Origin of the sequence: Mesorhizobium sp. B2-5-3 (genome assembly GCF_006441005.1) — a bacterium.
Classification (GTDB): domain Bacteria; phylum Pseudomonadota; class Alphaproteobacteria; order Rhizobiales; family Rhizobiaceae; genus Mesorhizobium.
Genome location: NZ_VFUS01000001.1, coordinates 177,868 through 201,362, shown reverse-complemented (window position 1 = coordinate 201,362; position 23,495 = coordinate 177,868). Strand labels below are relative to the sequence as shown.

The 23,495-nt window shown below is 63.4% G+C and carries 26 protein-coding genes; 22 read left to right on the top strand and 4 right to left on the bottom strand.

Annotation, left to right across the window (positions count from 1 at the left end):
• Positions 1-56: 56 nt before the first annotated feature.
• Positions 57-962: a DMT family transporter gene (locus FJ867_RS01035; protein ID WP_140729299.1), complete on the bottom strand. Its 906-nt coding sequence runs from the start codon at positions 960-962 to the stop codon at positions 57-59.
• Between the two features lie 130 nt (positions 963-1,092).
• Between FJ867_RS01035 and FJ867_RS01030 the strand changes: the two genes are divergently transcribed.
• The 3 genes from FJ867_RS01030 to FJ867_RS01020 all read left to right on the top strand — a co-directional run bounded on the left by FJ867_RS01030 (position 1,093) and on the right by FJ867_RS01020 (position 3,236).
• Positions 1,093-1,533, top strand: coding sequence for an Lrp/AsnC family transcriptional regulator (locus FJ867_RS01030; RefSeq protein ID WP_140493190.1), 441 nt, complete (start codon positions 1,093-1,095; stop codon positions 1,531-1,533).
• A gap of 87 nt (positions 1,534-1,620) precedes the next feature.
• Positions 1,621-2,349, top strand: coding sequence for a class I SAM-dependent methyltransferase (locus FJ867_RS01025; protein WP_140816290.1), 729 nt, complete (start codon positions 1,621-1,623; stop codon positions 2,347-2,349).
• 116 nt (positions 2,350-2,465) lie between these two features.
• Complete coding sequence (locus FJ867_RS01020) at positions 2,466-3,236, top strand: sulfite exporter TauE/SafE family protein (RefSeq protein WP_140816289.1); 771 nt, start codon at positions 2,466-2,468, stop codon at positions 3,234-3,236.
• A 21-nt stretch (positions 3,237-3,257) separates the two neighbouring features.
• Here the strand turns inward: FJ867_RS01020 and FJ867_RS01015 are convergent, their stop codons facing one another.
• Positions 3,258-3,809, bottom strand: coding sequence for a DUF2269 family protein (locus tag FJ867_RS01015; protein ID WP_140729296.1), 552 nt, complete (start codon positions 3,807-3,809; stop codon positions 3,258-3,260).
• Positions 3,810-4,130: 321 nt separating this feature from the next.
• Here FJ867_RS01015 and FJ867_RS01010 point away from each other — a divergent pair, with 321 nt between their 5' ends.
• The 7 genes from FJ867_RS01010 (at position 4,131) to ruvB (ending at position 8,481) form a co-directional block, all read left to right on the top strand.
• Complete coding sequence (locus tag FJ867_RS01010) at positions 4,131-4,511, top strand: cbb3-type cytochrome c oxidase subunit I (RefSeq protein WP_140729295.1); 381 nt, start codon at positions 4,131-4,133, stop codon at positions 4,509-4,511.
• 383 nt (positions 4,512-4,894) lie between these two features.
• A complete protein-coding gene (locus tag FJ867_RS01005; protein WP_140816287.1) occupies positions 4,895-5,428 on the top strand; it encodes a DUF1465 family protein in 534 nt (177 codons plus the stop codon).
• Between the two features lie 92 nt (positions 5,429-5,520).
• Positions 5,521-6,030 (top strand): crossover junction endodeoxyribonuclease RuvC, encoded by a 510-nt coding sequence (ruvC, locus tag FJ867_RS01000; protein WP_140662861.1) that lies wholly within the window; start codon positions 5,521-5,523, stop codon positions 6,028-6,030.
• A 55-nt stretch (positions 6,031-6,085) separates the two neighbouring features.
• Positions 6,086-6,355 (top strand): AbrB/MazE/SpoVT family DNA-binding domain-containing protein, encoded by a 270-nt coding sequence (locus FJ867_RS00995; RefSeq protein WP_140493211.1) that lies wholly within the window; start codon positions 6,086-6,088, stop codon positions 6,353-6,355.
• Positions 6,333-6,752: a type II toxin-antitoxin system VapC family toxin gene (locus tag FJ867_RS00990; protein ID WP_140493214.1), complete on the top strand. Its 420-nt coding sequence runs from the start codon at positions 6,333-6,335 to the stop codon at positions 6,750-6,752. Before FJ867_RS00995 ends, FJ867_RS00990 begins: the two co-directional genes overlap by 23 nt.
• 27 nt (positions 6,753-6,779) lie before the next feature.
• The gene (gene ruvA, locus FJ867_RS00985) at positions 6,780-7,400 is read left to right on the top strand and encodes a Holliday junction branch migration protein RuvA (RefSeq protein ID WP_140525049.1); all 621 of its coding nucleotides are present in this window, start codon (positions 6,780-6,782) and stop codon (positions 7,398-7,400) included.
• Positions 7,401-7,443: 43 nt separating this feature from the next.
• A complete protein-coding gene (ruvB, locus tag FJ867_RS00980; protein WP_140493220.1) occupies positions 7,444-8,481 on the top strand; it encodes a Holliday junction branch migration DNA helicase RuvB in 1,038 nt (345 codons plus the stop codon).
• A 107-nt stretch (positions 8,482-8,588) separates the two neighbouring features.
• Here the strand turns inward: ruvB and FJ867_RS00975 are convergent, their stop codons facing one another.
• Positions 8,589-9,857 carry a cellulase family glycosylhydrolase gene (locus FJ867_RS00975; protein ID WP_140816285.1) on the bottom strand — a complete coding sequence of 423 codons (1,269 nt, stop codon included), beginning with the start codon at positions 9,855-9,857 and terminating at the stop codon, positions 8,589-8,591.
• 57 nt (positions 9,858-9,914) lie between these two features.
• Here FJ867_RS00975 and ybgC point away from each other — a divergent pair, with 57 nt between their 5' ends.
• The 11 genes from ybgC to ftsH all read left to right on the top strand — a co-directional run bounded on the left by ybgC (position 9,915) and on the right by ftsH (position 20,290).
• The gene (ybgC, locus tag FJ867_RS00970; protein ID WP_140493226.1) at positions 9,915-10,385 is read left to right on the top strand and encodes a tol-pal system-associated acyl-CoA thioesterase; all 471 of its coding nucleotides are present in this window, start codon (positions 9,915-9,917) and stop codon (positions 10,383-10,385) included.
• Positions 10,386-10,653: 268 nt separating this feature from the next.
• On the top strand, positions 10,654-11,364 hold the full coding sequence (tolQ, locus tag FJ867_RS00965) for a protein TolQ (RefSeq protein ID WP_140493236.1): 711 nt from the start codon (positions 10,654-10,656) through the stop codon (positions 11,362-11,364).
• A gap of 11 nt (positions 11,365-11,375) precedes the next feature.
• Positions 11,376-11,828: a protein TolR gene (tolR, locus tag FJ867_RS00960; protein WP_140493239.1), complete on the top strand. Its 453-nt coding sequence runs from the start codon at positions 11,376-11,378 to the stop codon at positions 11,826-11,828.
• 7 nt (positions 11,829-11,835) lie between these two features.
• The gene (locus tag FJ867_RS00955; protein WP_140493242.1) at positions 11,836-12,990 is read left to right on the top strand and encodes an energy transducer TonB; all 1,155 of its coding nucleotides are present in this window, start codon (positions 11,836-11,838) and stop codon (positions 12,988-12,990) included.
• Positions 12,991-13,031: 41 nt separating this feature from the next.
• Positions 13,032-14,342 carry a Tol-Pal system beta propeller repeat protein TolB gene (gene tolB, locus FJ867_RS00950; RefSeq protein WP_140493245.1) on the top strand — a complete coding sequence of 437 codons (1,311 nt, stop codon included), beginning with the start codon at positions 13,032-13,034 and terminating at the stop codon, positions 14,340-14,342.
• Between the two features lie 168 nt (positions 14,343-14,510).
• Positions 14,511-14,630 carry a hypothetical protein gene (locus FJ867_RS28930; protein WP_246672549.1) on the top strand — a complete coding sequence of 40 codons (120 nt, stop codon included), beginning with the start codon at positions 14,511-14,513 and terminating at the stop codon, positions 14,628-14,630.
• Complete coding sequence (locus FJ867_RS28925) at positions 14,603-14,752, top strand: four helix bundle protein (protein WP_348641334.1); 150 nt, start codon at positions 14,603-14,605, stop codon at positions 14,750-14,752. The genes FJ867_RS28930 and FJ867_RS28925 overlap by 28 nt, the downstream gene beginning before the upstream one ends.
• Positions 14,753-14,973: 221 nt before the next feature.
• Positions 14,974-15,480, top strand: a complete 507-nt coding sequence (gene pal, locus FJ867_RS00940; RefSeq protein WP_140493251.1) for a peptidoglycan-associated lipoprotein Pal — start codon at positions 14,974-14,976, stop codon at positions 15,478-15,480.
• Between the two features lie 212 nt (positions 15,481-15,692).
• Positions 15,693-16,814 carry a tol-pal system protein YbgF gene (gene ybgF / locus FJ867_RS00935; protein ID WP_140580091.1) on the top strand — a complete coding sequence of 374 codons (1,122 nt, stop codon included), beginning with the start codon at positions 15,693-15,695 and terminating at the stop codon, positions 16,812-16,814.
• A 58-nt stretch (positions 16,815-16,872) separates the two neighbouring features.
• The gene (gene tilS, locus FJ867_RS00930) at positions 16,873-18,231 is read left to right on the top strand and encodes a tRNA lysidine(34) synthetase TilS (protein ID WP_140525052.1); all 1,359 of its coding nucleotides are present in this window, start codon (positions 16,873-16,875) and stop codon (positions 18,229-18,231) included.
• A 133-nt stretch (positions 18,232-18,364) separates the two neighbouring features.
• On the top strand, positions 18,365-20,290 hold the full coding sequence (gene ftsH, locus FJ867_RS00925) for an ATP-dependent zinc metalloprotease FtsH (protein WP_140493260.1): 1,926 nt from the start codon (positions 18,365-18,367) through the stop codon (positions 20,288-20,290).
• A gap of 484 nt (positions 20,291-20,774) precedes the next feature.
• Here ftsH and FJ867_RS00920 read toward each other — a convergent pair whose 3' ends face one another.
• The gene (locus FJ867_RS00920; RefSeq protein ID WP_140493263.1) at positions 20,775-21,641 is read right to left on the bottom strand and encodes a hypothetical protein; all 867 of its coding nucleotides are present in this window, start codon (positions 21,639-21,641) and stop codon (positions 20,775-20,777) included.
• A 368-nt stretch (positions 21,642-22,009) separates the two neighbouring features.
• Between FJ867_RS00920 and glmM the strand changes: the two genes are divergently transcribed.
• Positions 22,010-23,362 carry a phosphoglucosamine mutase gene (glmM, locus tag FJ867_RS00915; protein WP_140493266.1) on the top strand — a complete coding sequence of 451 codons (1,353 nt, stop codon included), beginning with the start codon at positions 22,010-22,012 and terminating at the stop codon, positions 23,360-23,362.
• Positions 23,363-23,495 lie beyond the last annotated feature (133 nt).

The following is a 23,495-nucleotide window of genomic DNA, read 5'->3' as shown; positions in this document are numbered from 1 at the left end:
AACAGGCGGGCAGGCGGGATCACTATTTTTGAGCGCCGAAGCGCCGGCGATTGGCGTTACTCGATCGGTTGCGCACCTGCCGCGGCAGGCCTTGGCTTCCACAATGTCCAGCCGAGATTCATGCCGGCGGCCGCGATCAGGATGGCGGCGGCGCCGACGAGTTGGCTGAGATGCAGGCGATGGCCGAATGCCGTGACGTCGACCAGGATCGCAACGATCGGGTAGATGAAGGACAGCGACCCCTGCAGGTGCGTCGGCAGCTTCTGGATGGCGCCGTACATCAGGATGTACATCAGACCGGTGTGGACGATGCCGAGCGTCGCCAGCATGGCCCAGCTCCTTGCGTCGGTCGGAAGATGCGAGAGATTGGCGAAGGGCGCCAGCATCAACACGCCGACGCAGACCTGGACGAGCGCGATGAGATGCGGCGGCGTGCCCTTGAGCTTTTTGGTGACGATGGCGGCGACGGCCCAGAAGAAGGCAGCGGCCAGCGCCATGACGATGCCGGCGAAATAGTTGGTGCCGATATCGCCGGCGTCAGGGGCGGCCTCGACGATCAGCACCATGCCGGCGAAGGCGATTGCCAGCCAAGTCAATTTCGTCAGGGTCAGCCGCTCGCCGAAGAAGAGCGCGCCGAAGCCGACCAGCATGAAAGGCTGGGTATTGTAGACAGCGGTGGCGATCGAGATCGACGCGCGCGAGAATGCACTAAACAGCAGCAGCCAGTTGACGACGATAGCGGCGCCACCGAGGGCCGCGATGGCGAAAACGCGAAGCGACAGCCTGTTGCGCAACAGGCCGAGGCCGACGCAGATGAAGAGCAGCGTCACCGCGCCGAAAGCGCAGCGCCAGAACACCACATCCATGATAGGCTGGCCGGACAGGACGACGAACCATCCGATCGTTCCCAGAATCGCCATTGCGGCGGACATTTCGATCGTCCCACGTGCTGTATCGCTCACGACAAATCTCCAGATCGTTGCTTGTGCATAATCTCATGCTGATCCTGAGCTTTCCACCCAGCGAGAAAGGTGACATGCTGGTTTTGCCTATTAAAAATAGGCAAATACCCGGAAATCCTGAGAATGTGAAATGCTTGACGATCTCGACCGACGTCTCCTCGAAATCCTGGTGAAGGATGCGCGGACTTCACTGAAGGAGCTGGCCGGCCAGGTCGGGCTGTCATCGCCGAGCGTTTCGGAGCGGCTGAGGCGGCTCGAGGAGCGCGGGGTTATCAGGGCTTTCACCGTCGAGATCGACCCGCTGGCGCTCGGCTATACATTGCAGGCGATCGTGCGCATCAAGCCGCTGCCGGGCAAGCTGCACATCGTCCAGAAGCTGATCGAGGAGATCGCCGAATTCGGCGAATGCGACAAGGTGACGGGGGACGACTGCTTCGTCGCCAGGCTGTTCGTGCGTTCGATCGCCGACCTCGACGGTATCCTTGATCGCATCGCCGACAAGGCCGAGACCAGCACCGCCATCATCAAGGCGCAGCCGATCCGGCGGCGGCCGCCACCGCTCGGCGCATGACCGGTCCGCGTTTCTTGACTCTGCTTGGCGGTGGTGGAAATGCGTGGCGGCTCCGCCAGTCAGGCATATGAACAACGAGGAAAGAACATGGCGCAGAATGTCTATGATCAGCCGGATTTCTTCGCAGGCTACAGCCAACTCGGCCGGTCCGTCGAAGGGCTGGACGGCGCCGCCGAGTGGCCGGCGCTGCGCGCGATGCTTCCCGACGTCAGCGGCTTGCGAATCGTCGATCTCGGTTGCGGTTTCGGCTGGTTCTGCCGCTGGGCTCTTGAACACGGGGCCAAGGAGGTTCTGGGTCTCGACCTGTCGGAAAAGATGCTCGCCCGGGCGCGTGCCGCCGGCCCGAATGCCGGCATCGTCTACGAACGCGCCGATCTCGATGAACTCAGCCTGCCGCGGACGGCTTTCGATCTCGCCTACAACTCGCTTGCCCTGCACTATGTCAGCGATGCCGCGCGGCTGTTCCAGACCGTGCACCAGTCCCTGGTCCCCGGCGGGCATTTCGTCTTCTCGACGGAGCATCCGATCTATATGGCGCCGACCGATCCCGGCTGGTCTGTCGATGCCGAAGGTCGCAAGACATGGCCCGTCGACCGGTATCTGGTGGAAGGACCGCGCAAGACGGACTGGCTGGCCAAGGGAGTTGTGAAACATCACCGCACCATCGGCACCACGCTCAACACGCTCATCCGGAGCGGCTTCACCATCGAGCATGTCGAGGAATTCCGTCCGACGGACGCGCAGATCGCGGCCAAGCCCGAACTGGCGGAAGAGCTCGAGCGGCCGATGTTCCTGCTGGTCTCGGCCCGGCGATAGATCAGAGCAGAATGGGCAGGGCTTGCTGTGGCGACGCCCACATTGCTGTCGCTCCGCTCGGGAATCTGGGCTATTCAGGCGTTGACGCGCTTTCCCTCCAGACCAGTCCCTCCTCCATGTCAGGCCTGCTTTCCGATCCGTGGTTCTATGCGGCCGCCGCCCCGGCGGTCATTCTGGTCGGCCTGTCCAAGGGCGGATTTGGCGGCGCCGTCGGTTTCGTCGGGGTGCCGCTGATGGCGCTGACCATGCCGCCGGTGCAGGCGGCGGCCATCCTGCTGCCCATCCTGTGCCTGATGGACATCGTTTCGGTATGGACATGGTGGGGCGTCTATAACAGGAAGATGCTGGTCGACATGATGCCCGGCGCGGTGATCGGCATCGGTCTCGGTTGGCTGACGGCCGCACTGGTCACCGAGGAGGCCGTGCGGCTGATCGTCGGCGCCGTCGCCATCATTTTCGTGCTGCGCTGGCTCTATCTGAAGTACCGCCACGGCGCCGACCATGCGGCGCAGCCCAACCGCGTCACCGCGGCCCTCTGGGGCACGGTCGCCGGCTTCACCAGCTTCGTCGCCCATGTCGGCGGCCCGCCCTTTCAGGTTTACGCGCTGCCGATCCGGCTCGACCCGAAGGTGTTGTCCGGCACGGCGGCGATCTTCTTTGCCGCCACCAACGCGCTGAAGCTCGTTCCCTATTTCGCGCTCGGCCAGTTCGACAGCACCAATCTGACCGCGTCGGCGGTGCTGATGCCGCTGGCGCCGCTATCCACCATCGCCGGCGCCTGGCTGGTGCGCCGCATGCGTCCGGAGATCTTCTATCCCTTCACCTATGCGACGGTGGCCGTCGTCGCGGTGAAGCTTCTGTGGGACGGGATCGCCGGCCTGATGTAGCCGGGACCGTTTTCGCCTGCCTCAGGCGACGCTCGGCACCATGCGCCTTGTTCGGCCGAGCGCCAGGGTGGCACCAGCCGCCAACACAAGCCCCATGGCGGCAAGGACCGTGAAGTCGTCGATGGTCGGCTTCAGCACCATGTCGGCGATGATGATCAGCATTACCGCATAGTCGAAGCGCGCCGCCCGCAAGATGCGCTGGCCAGAGGCAAGGGCGGCCGGCGTCACGCCATCCCTGGCGATCATCGCGCCCATGTGGTCGGCGCTCGGCTTGAAGACGAACATGCCGATTGAAAAGGTGGTGGCGTAGCCGGCAAGGCCGATCAGGATCCACAGTTGCGAGAAGCCGACCCAGAACCAGCACATGATTAGCCCGAAGGCCAATGTCAGCATCGACATCGGCGCGAAGAAGCGGTTTCCCAATTCGCCCGTAGCCCGCATTGCCTGCAGCGTTCCCTGGATGTTTCCCGACCGATCGGCGAGCGTCGCCAGCACCATCAGCGCGAAACCGCCGCCGACCCATAGGGTCGCCGAAAGAATGTGCAGCAATTTAACGATCGAATACCAGTCCATGCTTCTCCCCGGCGCCTGATGTAGCGGAAGGAGCGAATCCTCGCCTGCCGCTTCGATGGCCAAGCGTTTATCGCCGCGCCTGTTTCGGAACGATGTCGTGAAAAAACCAGTTCTGTTTCAAGTGCCGGCTAACGTAAGGAGCCACTGATATTGCGAGCGCGCCATTCGGTTTTCTGCTATTATGAGGGGCGTCCGGGGGCGCGACATCGTCCAGAAACAGTGCCGATGCTAGTGCGCCCGCGCCGGGAGCCCGGTGGCGAGAGCAATCGCCTGACGATCAACCCTTTCCCGAACACGGGAAAGGCAACTCGGGGGAAAGATATGCAAGGGGTAGCACGGAATTTCTTCACGCTGGCCGTTATCTATGCGCTGTGCGGCATGGCGCTCGGCCTGTACATGGCGATCAGCCAGGACCATGGCCAGATGCCGACCCACGCCCATACGATGGTCGCTGGCTGGCTGATGTCGGCGGTCTTCGCCTTCTTCTATCACCTGTTTCCGGCGGTCGGACAGAAGACGGCTGCCGTCGTTCACTTCTGGCTGACCGCAATCAGCGGCATCGGCCTTTTGATCGGGCTCTACTTCCTGCTTGGCGGCGATGCCGCGATCGAACCGCTGGTGGCGGCGTCTTCGATGGGTTTCTACGCGGCCTTGCTGCTGTTTGCCTTCATTGCCTTGCCGGCGGTTTGGAAAACGGCCTGAGCCGAGGCTCGGCACATCCTTCAGGAACTGTGCTGTTACGGCACAGTGGCGCGGGGTTCGCTCAAAAAACATCGGCGCCGTTAAGGGTTCATTAAGCTTTACAGGCGTTTACTATGCGCATCCAGTGATCTGGATTCTTACCGAGTGGTTGGAGCCACTTTGTTTGACGCCTCCCTGTTAAACTCCTGAGAGCCGCCTTATCCGCGGCTCTTTTTTTGTCCGCTTTCCAGCGACACGGTCCGCACCGGATCACGTTAACCTTCTGTTAAACATGTGCTTGCCTTCACCCCGGACGAGGCGCATTTTCAAGCTTCAGTTATGTAGGGTTCCGGGTGTATCGGCAGTAAGCCGAATCGGCCGGTTGCAAGTGCAGGGGCGTATCGATGAACGAGCCTTCGAAGGGCAGCGCGAAAACCGTCAAGCTGGCGGAACGTAGGGTCTTTTCGCACTCCTTCAAACCGCTCTACCAGGAAGGCATGGGGCTAGTCGAACAGGCGGCGGAGTATCTCGACGGCAAGGGCCGGGCCGAGGCCAAGAAGCTGTCGCGGCTGGCGGCCACGCTCTATGCGGCCGAATCGATGCGGCTGACCACCAGGCTGATGCAGGTCGCCTCGTGGCTGCTTCTGCAGCGCGCCGCGAATTCCGGCGAGATGACCCGCGACCAGGTCGCATCGGAAAAGTCCAAGGTGCGCCTCGACACCGCCTCCGCCCATGACGAGGCGGCCGGCTGGGCCGAACTGCCCAAGGATTTCCTCGACCTCGTCAACCGGTCGCTGCGCCTGCAGGCACTGGTGCGCCGCATGGACGAGGAGATCTACGGCGCCGGCGCGGTGGTCGACATGCAGCCCATGAGCCGCCGGCCCAATCCGGTCTCGGACCAGATCAGCCTGCTCAACACGGCTTTCGGCCGAAACTGAACTATTCTGGAACGTTCCCGGTCAGCGCGTTACTGTTTCCGGTTTGTTCACATTTCGCTGGCATGGCTGTCTCCGGGAGATAGAGTAACCGGATGAGGGACGCGATTCGCATCATCGGTATCGATCCGGGGCTCAGGCGCACCGGCTGGGGTATTGTCGAAAGCCTCGGCAATTCGCTGCGCTTCGTCGCGTCCGGCACGGTGCGTTCCGAAGACAGGGCGGCGCTGGCGACGCGGCTGTGCCAGCTGCATGACGGGTTGGCTGAAATCCTGCATACGGCCATGCCGCATGAGGCGGCCGTCGAACAGACCTTCGTCAACAAGGATGCGGTGGCGACGCTGAAGCTTGGCCAGGCGCGCGGCATCGCCATGCTGGTGCCGGCACGCGCCGGCCTGGTCGTTGCCGAATATGCACCCAATGCCGTCAAGAAGGCGGTGATCGGCGTCGGCCATGGCGACAAGAAGCAGATCCACATGATGGTGAAGGTGCTGCTGCCGAAAGCGACCTTCGACACTGAACATGCCGCCGACGCGCTCGCCATAGCCATTTGCCACGCGCATCACCGGCAAAGCGTCGCCTATCGGATGGCACTTGCCGGTTGACGATGTTCTTGACTTGTTCCCTTGTCTGTCGTAGGTAATACTTTGAGGTATTACCATGCGCGTCACCACCAAAGGCCAAGTCACGATCCCCAAACAGATAAGGGATCACCTGGGTATCCGCCCGGGCTCCGAGGTGGAATTCGTGGCCACCGATGAGGGTGCTCGGCTTGTGGCCGTCAACGAGAATCTCCCCGAGGAGGAGAAATTGCGCAGGTTCAGTAATGTCCTTGACCGGATGGAGGGGACGTTGGATCTGGGTGGCATGACGACCGACGAGTATATGGAGTGGCTGAGGGGGCCGCGTGAAGATCTCGACGTTGATTGACACAAATGTCCTGATCGACGTTTGGGGGCCGGCCGGACCGCTGACAAAATGGTCGGCGTCTGCAATCGCCTCATGCCGCCGCGACGGCGACTTGGTGGTCAATACGATCATCTGGTCTGAACTGGCGCCGCTGATCGCCTCGGAGGCAGCGCTTCGAAAAGCGGTCGACATGCTCGAGATCGATCGCGAGTTTCTGCCCTGGGATGCGGCCTTCCTTGCAGGTGTGACGCATTCCCGTTATCGCCGTGCTGGTGGAATCCGCGAACGAACCTTGCCGGACTTCTTTATTGGCGCTCATGCGACCGTTGCCGGACATCGTCTTTTGACGCGCGACGCCGCGCGTTATCGCAGTTATTTCCCGGACCTTGACATCATTTCTCCTGAAACGCACCCATGAGGGCCTATCTTCCATGAAAGATTTGGCATGATAGGCAAGCTCAAGGGTATGCTCGACGAGATCGAGGAGGACCACTGCCTCGTCGACGTGCATGGCGTCGGCTATGTCGCCTACTGCTCGGCGCGGACGCTTGCCGCGCTGCCTTCGCCCGGCGAAGCGGTGGTGCTGTTCGTCGAGACCTATGTGCGCGAGGATATGATCCGGCTCTACGGCTTCCAGTCGGTGCTGGAGCGTGAATGGTTCCGGCTGTTGATGAGCAATGTGCAGGGCGTCGGCGCCAAGGTGGCGCTGGCAATCCTGTCGACGCTGGCGCCGGCCGACCTTGCCAACGCGATCGCGCTGCGCGACATCGCTATGGTCTCCCGCGCGCCCGGCGTCGGCAAGAAAGTGGCCGAGCGCATCGTTACCGAATTGAAGAACAAGGCGCCGGCCTATGCGGGTTCAGCGGCGGGCACGATCGGTCTCAAGCAGGAGCTCGGCGAAGGCGTCGCAGCCGCGCCGATCACAGACGCGGTCTCGGCCCTAGTCAATCTCGGCTATTCCCGCGACACCGCCGCCAATGCGGTGGCGGCGGCACTGAAGACGGCGGGCGAGGAGGCGGACGCGTCGAAGCTGATTCGCTTCGGGCTCAAGGAACTGGCGCGATGAGCGCACGCTTGTTCGGTTCCCGGCCATATGCAAGGAAGGCGGCATGAGCCTTTCCCCCCGTCTGATCGCTCCGGAAAAACGCGGCGAGGATGCCGACCAGAGTTTGCGGCCGCAGACGCTTGACGATTTCGTCGGCCAGGCGGCGGTGCGGGCCAACCTCAAAGTGTTCATCGAGGCCGCCAAGGGGCGCAAGGAGGCGCTCGATCATGTGCTGTTCGTCGGGCCGCCAGGTCTAGGCAAGACGACGCTGGCGCAGATCATGGCGCGCGAGCTCGGCGTCAACTTCCGCTCAACCTCCGGACCGGTCATCGCCAAAGCCGGCGATCTCGCCGCACTCTTGACCAATCTCGAAGAAGGCGACGTCCTGTTCATCGACGAGATCCACAGGCTGAATCCTGCGGTGGAAGAGATCCTCTATCCGGCGATGGAGGATTTCCAGCTCGACCTGATCATCGGCGAGGGGCCGGCGGCGCGCTCGGTCAAGATCGACCTTGCCCGTTTCACCCTGGTCGCCGCCACCACGCGGCTCGGCCTGCTCACCAATCCGCTGCGCGACCGCTTCGGCATCCCGGTGCGGCTCAACTTCTACACGGTCGAGGAACTGGAGCAGATCGTGCGGCGCGGCGCACGCATCCTGCAAATGCCGCTCGGCGACGACGGCGCGCTGGAGATCGCGCGGCGCGCGCGAGGCACGCCGCGCATCGCCGGCCGGCTGTTGCGGCGCGTGCGCGATTTCGCTTCGGTCGCCGGCGATGGTCATGTGAACCGCTTGATCGCCGACGAGGCCTTGACCCGGCTGGAGGTCGACGCGCTCGGCCTCGATGCGCTCGACCGCCGGTATCTTTCGATGATCGCGCGCAATTTCGGCGGCGGGCCGGTCGGCATCGAGACGATCGCCGCCGGCCTGTCCGAGCCGCGCGATGCCATCGAGGACATCATCGAGCCCTATCTCATCCAGCAGGGTTTCATTCAGCGCACGCCGCGCGGCCGTGTGCTGACGGCCAATGCCTGGCGCCATCTCGGCCTCGACGCGCCGAAGGACCTGGCGCAACAGCAGATCAATTTGTTCCAGGAAGAATAGCGGCCCCGGCGGCGGCGTTCGGGCCGGCGATCAAGCGTCCGCAACCGCTTTGCGGCGTGCGACCGGAGATCTTGCTGATCGATCCCGGCGGCGTGGAGCAACGGCGCTCAGTGAAGCGACCGGATTACGTCCAGCACATCGGGTTCGGCCTTTTCGCCGTTGAAAGCATCGACAATGCCGAAAGCGCCGCCGTAACTCCAGACCGACCAGGAGAAGCCATGCGCTTCGGCGCGCGCGATCATGTCCCGGACATAGGCGGCACGATAGCCGGCCGGCATCACATAGGGATTGCCGTATTCCTGGCGGATCATGCCGAACTCGCCCAGCGTGACGTTTTCCGGCCTGATGCGGTTGGCCTTCGCCCAGGCATCGACGGCCTTGAACGGGGCGTCCATGAGACCAAGCAGCTTGGCGTCGGTGTCCATGCTGGCGACCTGCTCGTCGAGATAGGCAAGCAGCCCGCCCTGCCGCGCCCAAGGCGCCTCGGCCTTGATCCTGGCGCGGATGGCGTCGAGCGTGACGTCGAGCTCAGCCCGCGGCACCGCGGTCAGCGGGTAGGGCAGGCCGGTCACATAGGGAATGAAATCGCCGGCCCAGGTCGCGCCCTGATGGGTAAGCAGGAACGGATCGTAGGAATGGAAGGTCCAGATGACGTTGTCGTCCGGAATCGCCTTCGGATCGATCTTTTCCAGCGACGACGCCGCGGAATAGCAGGCCCCGGTCAGCACAAGCGTCAATCTCGTCGCCGAAGAGCGCGCCGCGGCGAACAATCTCTGCTGGCGTTGCGGCCACAGGCTGGTGCCGTCGGCGTCGCAGTCGACGATCGGTTCGTTCATCGGTTCGAAGGCCACTTGCGCCGGATCTTCCCCGGCGAGCGTGTGCGCCATCTTGCGCACCGTCTCGACATAGGCATCGAATGTCACCGGGTTGTTCATCACCTCGGCCATGCCGATCTTGCGCCCACTGCCGGCGGGGATCAGATGCATGTCGACGACAACCTTCAGGCCGGCGCGGTTGATCATGCGGACAGAGCCCAGCACGCTGGCATAGAGATCCTCGCGCAAGGCCATCGTATTTTCGGAAAGGAAAGGCGAAGGATCGACCGGCATGCGCAGGAAATCGAAGCCTGCATGCTTCAAAGCCTCGAGATCGTCGTCCTTGAGAAATTTGCGCCATTCCGGGTAGGGCAGGATGGCCTTGGCGTTGCCCCATTGGTCTTCGCCCGGCCAGGTCACCCACTGGTCGAGATTGAGCCCGCGCTTCATGGAGAAGGTCGCGGCCTGGCCCGGCCGGGCCAGAGCCATAACGACGAACAGAGCCATCACCACGAACAGCGCTGCCACCAAGGTCTTGATCATCGCCGTCAACAGTGCCATCCGATGCCATGTCACGCGCGGCACAGGTGCCTTGCCGCGACTGAAAAAGGAAGCGCAATGGACGATCATGGTGAATCCGCGACCTTGCTGGCGGGGATTTCCGGTGCACTGACGGCGTTCGGCCATCGGCTGATGGCGCGGGTCTACTATGCCGACACCGATTTCTCCGGCGTCGTCTACCACGCCCGCTATCTCGAATTCCTCGAGCGCGGCCGCTCCGACTATCTGAGGCTGAGCGGCGTCCACCACACCGAACTTGCCGATGGCAAGCATGGCGAAAGAATAGTCTGGGTGGTGCGTCGCATGGAGATCGACTTCCGCATCCCGGCCCGCATGGACGACATCCTGACGATCGACACCCGGACCGAGGAAATCTCCGGCGCGCGCATCTTCATGGCCCAGCAGCTCAAGCGCGGCGACGAGGTGCTGGTCGAGGCCAGGGTGGAGGCGGCGATCATCGGCGAGAATGGCCGGCCACGCCGCTTCCCCAGGGAGTGGATAGCAGCGTTCATACCCAAGGCGGGCTAAAAGGGTCGGCGTTGTTGGTATCGCCGGCGCCGCCTTGAAGCGCGGCAATGCGCCGCGCCTGATGGACTAACCCATCCTTAACCATAACGGTTCATGAAGAGATTGGTGAAGATTGGCGCTATCCAGCGCCTTCCTTTCACCAACATTTGCCCCGAAAAGGCCGCGAAAGGCACGTTTTGGGGTTGTTCCGGTAGCTTCGCGCGAACCGACCACAAGGGATGCCAGGGGCCAGCCGCCAGCTTCGCCCGGAAATCTTAAGGACGTTACGATGGAAAATATCGCACTCGCCGAACCGGGCGCGCAATTGTCGATTTGGGCGCTGTTCATGCAGGCCAGCTGGGTGGTCAAGCTGGTCATGATCGGGCTGCTCTGCGCCTCGGTCTGGACCTGGGCGATTATCGTCGACAAGCTCGTATCCTATGCCCGCATGCGGCTGGCGCTGAACCGGTTCGAGCAGGTGTTCTGGTCGGGGCAGTCGCTGGAGGAGCTTTACCGCACGTTGGCCGACCGCAAGACATCGGGCATGGGCGCCATCTTCGTCGCCGCCATGCGCGAGTGGAAGAAGAGTTTCGAAAAGGGCGCCAAGACGCCGCTCGGCTTGCAAACCCGCATCGACAAGGCGATGGACCTGGCGCTGACCCGCGAGATGGAGAAGCTCGAAGGCCGCCTCGGCTTCCTCGCAACCACGGGCTCGGCGGCCCCGTTCATCGGCCTGTTCGGCACCGTCATCGGCATCATGACGTCGTTCCAGGCGATCGCCGGCTCCAAGAACACCAGCCTGTCGGTGGTCGCGCCCGGCATCGCCGAGGCGCTGCTGGCGACCGCCATCGGCCTGCTCGCCGCCATTCCGGCCGTCATCGCCTACAACAAGCTGTCATCGGATGCGAGCAAGATCGCGGTGCGCATGGAAGGGTTCTCCGACGAGTTCTCCGCCATACTCTCGCGCCAAATCGATGAAAAAGTAGCGCCGAAGGCCTGAGGAGTAAGCCGATGGGAATGTCCGTAGGCATGGCTGGACGCGGCGGGCGCGGCCACAGGCGGCGCGGCCGCCATCATGGCCTCATCGCCGAAATCAACGTCACGCCGATGGTCGACGTGATGCTGGTTCTGTTGATCATCTTCATGGTCGCGGCGCCGCTTTTGACGGTCGGCGTGCCGATCGATCTGCCGGATACGCAGGCCAAGGCGATGAATGCCGACACCCAGCCGATCACCGTTTCGATCAATGCCGCCGGCCAGATCTATCTTCAGGAGACCGAAATCCCGATCGAGGAATTGGTGGCGAAGCTGCAGGCGATCTCGAAGACCGGCTATGACGAGCGCATCTTCATCCGCGGCGACAAGTCCACCGACTATGGCACGGCGATGAAGGTGATGGCCCGCATTTCGGCCGCCGGCTACAAGAATATCGGGCTGGTTTCACTGCAGGAACAGGATCAATAGACCCACTATGAGGACCGGCCTCACCACATCGGTGATCATGCATGCGGCGCTGATAGGCTTCGGCCTGTTCACGCTGTCGGCGCCGGCCGCGCTTCCGTCGGCCGACGTCGAGTCGGTCGCTGTCGACATCGTGCCGATCGAAGCCACTGCCCAGGTGCTGCAGGGCGACAAGAAATCGGTCGTGCATGAAAAGCCGGCGCCCTTGCCCACGCAGCGTCCCGATGTGGTGCCGGATGCGCAGAAGGTCGGCGAGAACAGCGTCGATACCGACAAGCCGATAACGCCCGAGGCCAAGCCGAAGCCGGTCGACATGACGTCGGCTCCGCCGCCGGCGCCAACGCCGATCGAAAAGCCGAAGACCGAGGACGTGCCGAAGCCGCAGGAAAAGCCCAAGCCGACGCCGGCCACGGAAGTGGCTCCCGCGCCGCAGCCCAAGGAAGAGGTCAAGCCCGAGCCGGTCAAGCAGACCGAGCCGAAGCCGGCGCCGGCCAAGGAGCCGACGCCCGCACCGCCACAGGACAAGACCGCGGCCATCGAGCCGACGCCCGAGGTGAAGCCGGACGCGGTCGCCCAGGCGATCGCCAAGGACCAGCCTGACGATGCCCAACTGCCGGACTCCGCGCCCGCGCCTCAGGCGCGGCCGAAGCCGCAGCCGGCACAGGCCGAAAGCGCCAAGGCGCCGGAGCGCAAGGACGCCGACAAACCGGTCAAGGAGGCTTCATCCAAGCCGAAATCGGAGGACAAGCAGTTCAATTCCGACGAGATCTCGGCCCTGCTGGACAAGCAGAAGCCCTCCGGCGGCGGCGCCAAGCGTTCGACACAGCAGGCTTCGCTCGGCGGCGAGAAGGACCAGGGCCAGAAGCTGTCGAGATCAGAACTGGGCGCCCTGTCGGATCAGCTTGGCGGTTGCTGGACATTGCCGGCGGGGCTGGAGGGCTCGGAGAATTTCGTCGCCGTGGTCATGTTCAACCTCGACCCCTCGGGCAAGCTGGATGGCCGGCCCACCGTCGAGAAATCGAGCGGGAATCGCCAATTCGATGAAAGCGCCGTGCGTGCGGTTCAGAAATGCAACATGGCCGGCCTTCAGGTTCCGGCGGGCAAACAGGACATCTGGGCCCAGGTCCGTGTCACTTTCGATCCGAGGGAAATGCTTGGCCTTTGAGGCCTGCCCTCCGCAGAATCAGTGAAGAGAAGCGAGAAGACATGAAATTCATCCTCAAGCCGCTCCTGATGGTCGCGACAATGGCGCTGGGCTCGATGGCCGGCGCCGTCATGCCTGCGTGGGCGCTCGTCGAGATCAACGTCAACAAGGGCAATGTCGAGCCGCTGCCGATCGCTATCACCGATTTCCAGTCGGGCGATGGGCTTGGCGCGCAGATTTCCGGCATCGTCACCGCCGACCTGAAGCGCTCGGGCCTGTTCGCACCGATCGACAAAAGCGCCTTCATTGAGAAGATCGCCAATCCTGACGCAGCGCCTCGCTTCGACGACTGGAAGGTGATCAATGCCCAGGCTCTGGTCACCGGCAGCGTCAGCAAGGAGGCCGACGGGCGCATCCGCGCGCAGTATCGGCTGTGGGACACGTTCGCGGGACAGCAGATGTCGGGCGAACAATTCTTCGCCAACGACGCCAATCAGCGACGCGTCGCTCACATCATCGCCGACGCCATCTACGAGCGGCTGACCGGCGAGAAGGGCTATTTCGACACGCGCGTCGTTTTCATCGACGAGTCCGGCGCCAAGAATGCGCGCAAGAAGCGCCTCGCCATCATGGACCAGGACGGCGCCAATGTGCGCTATCTCTCGGACGGCAGGGCGATCGTCTTGACGCCGCGCTTCTCGCCGAACCGGCAGGAAATCACCTACATGTCCTATGAGAGCGGCCAGCCGCGGGTGTATCTCCTGCAGATCGAGACCGGCCAGCGCGAACTGGTCGGCAATTTTCCGGGCATGACGTTTGCGCCGCGCTTTTCGCCGGATGGCCAGAAGGTGATCATGAGCCTGCTGCGCGACGACGGCAATTCCAACATCTTCGCCATGGACCTCAGGAGCCGCTCGACGACCCGGCTCACCAACTCGACCGCCATCGACACTTCGCCTTCCTATTCGCCCGACGGCAGCAAGGTGGTGTTCACCTCCGACCGCGGCGGACGCGCGCAGATCTATGTGATGGGCGCCGACGGTTCGGGCCAGACCCGCATCTCCTTCGGCGACGGGGTCTATTCGACGCCGGTGTGGTCGCCGCGCGGCGATCTCATCGCCTTCACCAAGCAGACCGGCGGCGAATTCCAGATCGGCGTTATGAAGACCGACGGTTCGGGCGAGCGCATCCTGTCATCCGGCTTCCAGCAGGAAGGACCGACCTGGGCGCCGAACGGCCGCGTGCTGATGTTCTTCCGCGATTCCGCCGGCGGCCCGAAACTGGTTTCTGTCGATCTCACCGGCCGCAACGAGCAGTCGATCCCGACCGCGAACTTTGCCTCCGATCCGGCCTGGTCGCCGCTGCTGGAGTGAGAGGAATTGGAGAAATGAAGAAATGAAGAATTGAGGGATGGAGAGAGAAGCGGGCTACATCAAGCGCGCGAAGGATTTGGATGTCTATAGGCACGCTTATGGGGTTTCCCTCGACGTCCACAAGGCCACGCTTGTTTTTCCGAAAAACAATACGCGTTGGCTGACCAAATGCGGCGATCCAGCAAGGCGATCTGTGCCAATCTGGCTGAAGGATTTGCCAAACAGACCCATTCCAGGCCCGATTTGCGCGTTTCATTTCGATGGCCATGGGATCATGCAGCGAAGTAGAGACGTGGATTTCGTATGCGTTCGACCTTGGCTACATCACCCACGCGCAGCGCGATGAATGGCTGCAATCCTATGTCCATATCTATGGAATGCTGGTGAATCTCAAGAAGAAGTTGAAATGACCCTTTTCCTCATTTCTTCAATTCCTCAATTCTCCATTTCCACCTCTTTGTCGCGTTTTGGCCGCATTTCCGCCTAGGGTCCGCGCCAACTGTGGCCCGGATCAAAGGGCTGCGGACGGGCGGCCTAAACCAAATTTTAACCGTGTTTCTTGAATGCCGGTTAACCCAAACGTGGTTACTGGGTGATCAACGAAATCACTCGAATGCGAAGGAGAGGCGGCATGAGCCGTATCGCAGCACTTACCAGAAATCCCGTCATGATCGCGCTGGTGGCGATGCTCGCCATTGCCGGTTGCGCTTCGAAGAAGACGCCCAACAGCGCCGCCGATCTCGGCCTCAACGGCGCCGGTGCCGCAACGCCCGGATCGGCGCAGGACTTCACCGTCAATATCGGCGACCGCATCTTCTTCGACACGGACTCCTCCTCGATCCGCGCCGACGCCCAGACGACGCTGTCGCGCCAGGCGCAGTGGCTGAACCAGTACAAGCAGTATGCGATCGTCGTTGAAGGCCATGCCGACGAACGCGGCACGCGCGAATACAATTTGGCGCTCGGTGCCCGCCGCGCCGCCGCCACGCGCGACTTCCTGGTCTCCAAGGGCGTCTCCGCCAACCGCCTGAAGACCATTTCCTACGGCAAGGAACGGCCGGTCGCGGTTTGCGACGACATCTCCTGCTGGTCGCAGAACCGCCGCGCGGTCACCACGCTCAGCGGCGCCGGTTCCTGACATTTTTCGCGCGTCGAGCGACGCGCGAAAAACACGACGACAAAAATGCAACACAGGTTTGCGAAAGGCGGCTGAAAGGCCGCCTTTTTCATGTTTGGTCCCTTCAAACAAAATTTGGCCGAAGTCTCGCGTCCTGCTATGAGCCGAGGGCGCTTGGCTGGTCCCATACCGATTGGAAGGCGCGAACAAGCTAACGACACGGCGAGAGGCATATGCATTTGAGATCAGTTCTGAGCGGCACGCTTGCGCTGCTGCTCCTTTCAGGCGTCACCGCGATGGCGGGTGGCTTAGGGACTGATGGCACGGGACAGCCAGCCGACAGCGGCTTCTCGTTCCATCTGCCCAGCATCGAGCTGCCTGGCGTTTTCGGCGAAAAGAAGAAGTCGGACCAGGTTCAGTTCGCGCAGCAGTCGACTGGCACAGGCGCCACCGGGCTCGAGGACCAACTGCGCCAGATGAACGGCAAGATCGAGGAACTGAACTTCCAGATCCTGCAAATGCAGGAGCAGATCCGCAAACAGCAGGAAGACAACGAGTTCCGCTTCCAGCAGCTCGAAGGCGGTACGCAGGGTGCGCAGCAGCCGGCCGGGCAGAAGAAGTCACAGGCCGCGCCCGTCGACAGCGATGACAGCGTGGCCGAGGCGCCGGCCACGCAACCGCCTGCGAAGGCCGACAATCGGGCAGCGGCCGGCCAGTCGGCTGGCGGCGGCCAGAGCGTCGAGGACGTCATCGTCGAATCCTCTGACGGTGATCCGGGCAAGGTGATCCCCGGAACGGGAGCGCCCGAAAAGACCTTCGGCAGCATCACCGTCGACAAGAACGGCAATGTGGTCGATGCCGGCGGCAGCACGCAGGCGACCGCACCGGCGCAGGATGTCGCTCCAGCCACCGGCGCTCCGGCCAAGAGCGGCAAGTCCGACGGCACGGTGGTTGCGGCGCTGCCTTCCACGAACGATCCCGAGGAGCTCTACCGCAACTCCTACCAGTTCATCCTTTCGGGCGACTACGGCACCGCCGAACAGGGCTTTCGCGACCACATCGCGCGTTTTCCCCGTGACGCGAAAACGGCGGATGCGCACTATTGGCTGGGCGAATCGCTGCTTGGCCAGCAGAAATACCGCGATGCCGCGGAGGTCTTCCTCGCCGCCAGCAAGGACTATCCCAAGGCCAAGAAGGCCCCCGACATGCTGCTGAAGCTCGGCGTGTCGCTGGTCGGCCTGAAGCAGCACGACGTGGCCTGCGCCACCTTCAGCGAGGTCGGCAAGCGCTACCCCGACATTTCCAACACGCTCAAGGAGCGCGTGAAGCAGGAAAAGGCCCTGGCGGCGTGCTAGCCCTTCTCCTGCCTGCCGTTGCCTTGCCGTCGGAGCCGTGTTCGGGCGACATGCATTGATGCTCGACACCGAGCCTGATCTTTCGAAAGACCTTTTTTCGCACATCGACTTTACCAGCGGCGCCGTTGCGGCCGTATCCGGCGGCAGCGACTCGACCGCCCTACTTCTCCTTCTCAAACGACATCTCGACCGAACCGCGCCGTCCGCGAAGCTGCTGGCGGTGACGATCGACCACGGTTTGCGGCAGGGCGCGGCGGCCGAAGCGGAAGCGGTGGCCAGGCTTTGCGCCGCGCACGCCATCGCGCACCGCATCGTCGCCTGGTCCGGACGCAAGCCGTCGACCGGGCTGCCGGCCGCCGCGCGGGAGGCTCGCTACCGGCTGCTGGCCGAGGCGGCGCGGGAGGAAGGCCTCGGTCTGATCGTGACCGGTCATACGGCGGATGACCAGGCCGAGACGGTGCTGATGCGGCTAGTCCGAGGCAAGGGCGCCCGCGAGGACGGGCGCGGCCTCGCCGGCATGGCACCGGTCACCTTGCACGACTGGCACGAATGGATCGTGCGGCCGCTCCTTGGCATTCGACGCTCGGCTTTGCGCAACTTCCTGCGGCGCGAGCATGTCGGCTGGGCCGAGGACCCGACCAATGCCGACGCGGCCTTCGAGCGACCGCGCATGCGCGCGGCACTGGCCGGCGCTGACGGTGCGCAGCGCATCGATGACGCATTGACGCTGGCGGCGCGCGAGAGCGAGGCGCGCAGCCGGCTTGGCATCCGCGCCGCGGATTTAATCGCGCGCTTCGCCAGCCAGCCGGCGCCGGGTCTTGTCCGCCTCGATCCGACCCTGCTTTCGGCCGGCGACGATCCGGCGGCCGTCTATGCGCTGCGCATCCTCCTCGCCATAAGCGGGGGCGTTGCGTTTCTGCCGGACCAGGCGCGATGCGAGGCGCTGTTCGGTAGGCTGAAGGCTGGATTTCTTTGCGCCACATTGTCGCGGACGGTGGTCGATTCCAGGCGCGCCGGCATCTTTCTGCGCCGCGAGACGCGAGGCTTGCCGCCTGTAGTCGCGGCCACCGGCGGGCTGCTCTGGGACGGCCGCCGGAACATCACGTTGGACGACGGCGGCAGTGCATTGTTGATCGCGCCGTTCGGGGCAGCGGCGGCGAAGCGTCTGGCAATCGCGGAAGGCGAGACGCCGCGCAGCCTCGTGCGCGCCGCCCTGGCCTGCGAGCCGGCATCGCGGCAAGCCGTTGAAAACCCTGGCCTGCCTCAGGGTGGGCAGGCGTCGCCGGGGTTCACGGCACAGGCCGTCGTCGCCCCCTTTGTCCGTTTCCTGCCGTCCTTCGACCTGGCGCCGGCGCGGGTCGTCGCCGAATTGATCGGCGCACCGTTGCTTCCCGCGCCGCCTTTCAAGCGGCCATAGCGCCGGTCGGTCATGGGCGAAAGCTTAACCCACACGTGCTGTTCTGCTTGGCAAGGGGGGGCGCTCTCCCTATGTTAGGCTCAAGTTTCCTCTCACGACGCGTGTCCGCCCGCGGACGCCAACGGGACAATTGATGAATCCGAACTATCGCAACCTCGCGCTCTGGGCGATCATAGCGGTCCTGCTCATCGCCCTCTTCAATCTGTTCCAGACGCCGCAGACGCGTGGGGCTTCGAGCGATGTACCTTATTCGCAGTTCCTGCAGGATGTCGCGGCGGGCCGGGTCAAGACGGTGACCATCGCCGGCGCCCGCATCTCCGGCACCTACACCGACAATTCGAGCGGCTTCCAGACCTATTCGCCCGGCGATCCGTCGCTGGTCTCGCGGCTGCAGGACAAGAACGTTACCATCAATGCGCGGCCGGAGACCGACGGTTCAAACTCGCTGTTCGGTTACCTGATCTCGTGGCTGCCGATGATCCTGATCCTCGGCGTATGGATATTCTTCATGCGCCAGATGCAGTCCGGCTCCGGTCGTGCCATGGGCTTTGGCAAGTCGAAGGCCAAGCTTCTGACCGAGGCGCATGGCCGCGTCACCTTCCAGGACGTCGCCGGCGTCGACGAGGCCAAGGAAGACCTGGAGGAGATCGTCGAGTTCCTGCGCGATCCGCAGAAATTCCAGCGGCTCGGCGGCAAGATCCCGCGCGGCGTGCTCTTGGTCGGCCCTCCGGGAACCGGCAAGACGCTGCTCGCCCGCTCGGTCGCCGGCGAGGCCAACGTGCCGTTCTTCACCATTTCGGGTTCGGACTTCGTCGAGATGTTCGTCGGCGTCGGCGCCAGCCGCGTGCGCGACATGTTCGACCAGGCCAAGAAGAACGCGCCCTGCATCATCTTCATCGACGAAATCGACGCGGTCGGCCGTCACCGCGGCGCGGGTCTCGGCGGCGGTAATGATGAGCGCGAGCAGACGCTGAATCAGCTGCTGGTCGAGATGGACGGCTTCGAGTCCAACGAAAGCATCATCCTGATCGCCGCCACCAACCGGCCCGACGTGCTCGACCCGGCGCTGCTGAGGCCCGGCCGTTTCGACCGCCAGGTGGTGGTGCCGAACCCCGACATCGTCGGACGCGAGAAGATCCTGAAAGTGCATGTGCGCAACGTGCCGCTGGCGCCCAATGTCGACCTCAAGGTCGTCTCCCGCGGCACGCCGGGCTTCTCCGGCGCCGATCTGATGAACCTCGTCAACGAGGCCGCCCTGATGGCGGCGCGGCGTAACAAGCGCCTCGTGACCATGGCCGAGTTCGAGGACGCCAAGGACAAGATCATGATGGGCGCCGAGCGCCGCTCCTCGGCCATGACCCAGGCCGAGAAGGAGTTGACCGCCTATCACGAGGCCGGTCACGCCATACTGGCGCTCAACGTGCCGTCGGCCGATCCGCTGCACAAGGCGACAATCATTCCGCGCGGCCGCGCGCTCGGCATGGTCATGCAGTTGCCGGAAGGCGACCGCTATTCGATGAGCTACAAGTACATGATCTCACGGCTTGCCATCATGATGGGCGGCCGCGTCGCCGAGGAGTTCAAGTTCGGCAAGGAGAACATCACGTCGGGCGCTTCCTCCGATATCGAGCAGGCGACCAAGCTGGCGCGCGCCATGGTCACGCGCTGGGGCTTTTCCGACAAGCTCGGCCATGTCGCTTATGGCGACAACCAGGAGGAAGTGTTCCTCGGCCATTCGGTGGCGCGCACGCAGAACATCTCGGAAGAAACCGCGCAGATCATCGACGCCGAGGTGCGGCGCCTGATCGACGAGGCCTATTCGACCGCGAGGTCGGTGCTGACCAAGAAGAAGAAGGAATGGATCGCGCTGGCGCAGGGCCTGCTCGAATACGAGACGCTGTCGGGCGACGAGATCAAGCAGCTGATCGCCGGCGAGAAGCCCGCGCGCGATCTCGGCGACGACACGCCGCCGAGCCGTGGTTCGGCCGTGCCGAAGTCGGGCCGCCGCAAAAAGGGTCCCGAGCCCGAGGGCGGCATGGAACCGCAGCCGTCGAGCTGAACTCGGCCAAGAACAAATTGAGAAACGCCGCGGTTCGACCGCGGCGTTTTTGTTTGGGGCAGGCTGCTGAGTTTCTCCGTGGCCTGCGCCTGCAAGGTTGGTTAGGCGATTGGCGGAAGCCGGCGTGGCAGCAGCCAATCTTCCCACTTTGTGGAAGATGCCGGGCAGCTCAGCGGGGGCAGCGTCCGCCGACAAATCGAGTTAGGCCTTCCGGGCTGCGGGGGAGGATCTCTCTTGCCGTTCGACGATTCCTCGAGCCACCCTCGCCCAGCTTTTCGTGAATGCGAGGCAACCTGGCCGGGAGCAGGCAACGATCCTTCGTGCCCCCCCTTCTGGCCTGCCGGCCATCTCCCCCACGAGGGGAGTTTGCAGCGTCGCCGGCAACGCGCCTCTCGTCAGCGGGGATTCCTGCTGAAGCTGCGGGCAAAAAAGCCCGCGAACCCTGCGGCTCGCGGGCCTTACTTTCCTCAAATAGTGCTGTCGCTCAGCTCTTCAGCTTGGCATTGCACAGGCTGTAGAAGCCGCCGCCCTTCTGGATCCACTTCAAGCCGCCAAGCGTGTTGGCGTCCTTGTTGGCATAGTACTGCTGGAGGCAGGTATGCATGCGGGCCTTGGCCGGGGTTTCGGTGGCGAATTTCGGCGAGATTGCGGTCGGGAAACTCACGCCCTTCGGCGCAGCGACAGTCGGCTTTGCCGGCTCCTTGGTGTAGGTCGCCTCTGTTGGAGCCGGGACGGTGTCATCGTCCGAGGCGCTGGCGCCGCATTCGGCCTTCCGGAAGTCGTTCCACTTCATGCCGTTGAGCGTATTGGCGGTCTTGGCAGCCTGGTACTTGCTGCTGCAGTCGGCCATGCTCAGGCCCTTGCCCGAGCTGTCGGTCGCCGCAGCCGTGGTCGCCGCCTTGGTGGTCGCCGGTTTGGTGGCGGCGGCAGCGGATGCGCCGGCGGCAGCGGACGCGCCGGTGGCGCATTCGCTCTTGCGGAAGTCGTTCCACTTCATGCCGTTGAGCGTGCCGGCGGCCTTGGCCGCCTGGTACTTGGTGCTGCATTCCTTTGCGGTCAGGCCTTTGGCTCCGTCGTCGGCGGCGGCCGCAGCCTTGGTCGCCTTGGCCGGCTTCGTATCGGCCGCCTTGGTGTCCGCTGCCTTGGCGTCGGGCTTGGCTGTCGCGGCGGCATCAGTGCCGCACTGCGCCTTGCGGAACTGGTTCCAGGTCTGGCCGGCAAGTGTCCCCGCGTCCTTGGCCGCGTTATACTTCGTGCTGCACTCGGCCATCGTCAGCGCGTTGGCTGGCGCGGCCAGGAATAACGTCGCGACCGCAAGGCCGGTCAAAGTGGCAAGTCGGTGGATGAGCATAGCGTTTCTCCGTTGCAGCAGCCCATTATACGTCCCAGCAAATCAATAACGCTCAACGGTCGGTTGCGCCAGATGCTAAGTGGCGTATACATCGCCGAAACCCGGCTTCTGCCGGCAAGGTGATGAAATCGTTGCCTGTTGCCGGGTGGAAGACAAGAATTTGTGGGTAAATCCATGTCGAATGGTCCACAGGCATGGTGTATTGTGGCGAGGCAGCGCCATCACGCTAGGTTGCGCCAGTCTGTGTGCAATGCACAACAAGGGTTTTCTAAAGGATTGGTAACAGATAATCACGAAATGTGATCGTAGTGCGCCGGCCAATTATGGCATGACGTACCGGGCAAGAACCACCGGGGACACTGACTAGCATGGCAGGAAATTATTTCGGCACGGACGGTATTCGCGGGCGCGCCAACAAGTTTCCAATGACGGCGGAAATCGCGATGAGGGTCGGCATGGCGGCCGGCCTGTCCTTCCAGCGCGGCAGCCATCGTCACCGTGTGGTGCTCGGCAAGGACACCAGACTTTCCGGCTACATGATCGAGAACGCCATGGTGGCGGGCCTCTGCGCCGCCGGCATGGACGTGTTCCTGCTCGGCCCCATCCCGACGCCGGCGGTCGCCATGTTGGTGCGTTCGCTGCGCGCCGATATCGGCGTCATGATCTCGGCCTCGCACAATCCTTATTACGACAATGGCATCAAGCTATTCGGTCCCGACGGCTACAAGCTCTCCGACGAGATCGAAGAGCGCATCGAGAGCATGCTGGACAAGGATATCGAACTGGCACTCGCCGATTCCGACGGACTTGGTCGCGCCAAGCGCGTCGATGGCGTGCATGACCGCTACATCGAGTTTGCAAAGCGCACCTTGCCGCGTTCGATGTCGCTTTCAGGTTTGAGGATCGTCGTCGATTGCGCCAATGGCGCCGCCTACAAGGTTGCCCCCGAGGCGCTTTGGGAGCTGGGCGCCGAAGTGGTGGCCATCAATGTCGAGCCCAACGGCTTCAACATCAACAAGGAATGCGGCTCGACCCATCCGGCAGGCCTGCAGAAGAAAGTGCACGAGGTGCGCGCCGACATCGGCATCGCGCTCGACGGCGATGCCGACCGTGTCGTCATCGTTGACGAGAACGGCGCGATCGTCGACGGCGACCAGATCATGGCAATGATCGCCGAGTCCTGGCACCAGAGCGGGCGGCTTGCCGGCGGTGGCGTCGTTTCGACGGTCATGTCCAATCTCGGCCTCGAACGCTTCCTCGGCGACATGAAGCTGCAATTGCACCGCACCAAGGTCGGCGACCGCTATGTCGTCGAGCATATGCGCGCGCACGGGCTCAATGTCGGCGGCGAGCAGTCGGGCCACATCGTGCTGTCGGACTTCTCGACCACGGGCGACGGCCTGGTTTCGGCGCTGCAGGTGCTGGCCTGCATCAAGCGGCAGGGCCGGCCGGTCAGCGAATTGTCGAAGAAGTTCGAGCCGGTGCCGCAACTCCTCAAGAACGTCCGCATCGCCGGCGGCAAGCCGCTCGAGGAAGCTCCGGTCAAGGCTGCGATCGAGGACGCCCGTCAACGCCTCGGCAAGGCGGGGCGGCTCGTCATCCGGCCGTCCGGCACCGAGCCGCTGATCCGTGTCATGGCCGAGGGCGACGACCCGCAGCTGGTCGAGGCCGTCGTCAACGACATCGTCGAGGTCATCTCGGAAACACGCAGCGCCGCCTGATCTCAGGTGCATTCGGAGGGCCGACGCCGCTCTGATTGCTTAGAAGCCCGCCCGTCCGGCGGGCTTTTGTTTGCCTGCGAAACTGGCTCGAGACACGTGGAACCATCCGAATTCCTCAAATGCTCGAGATTCG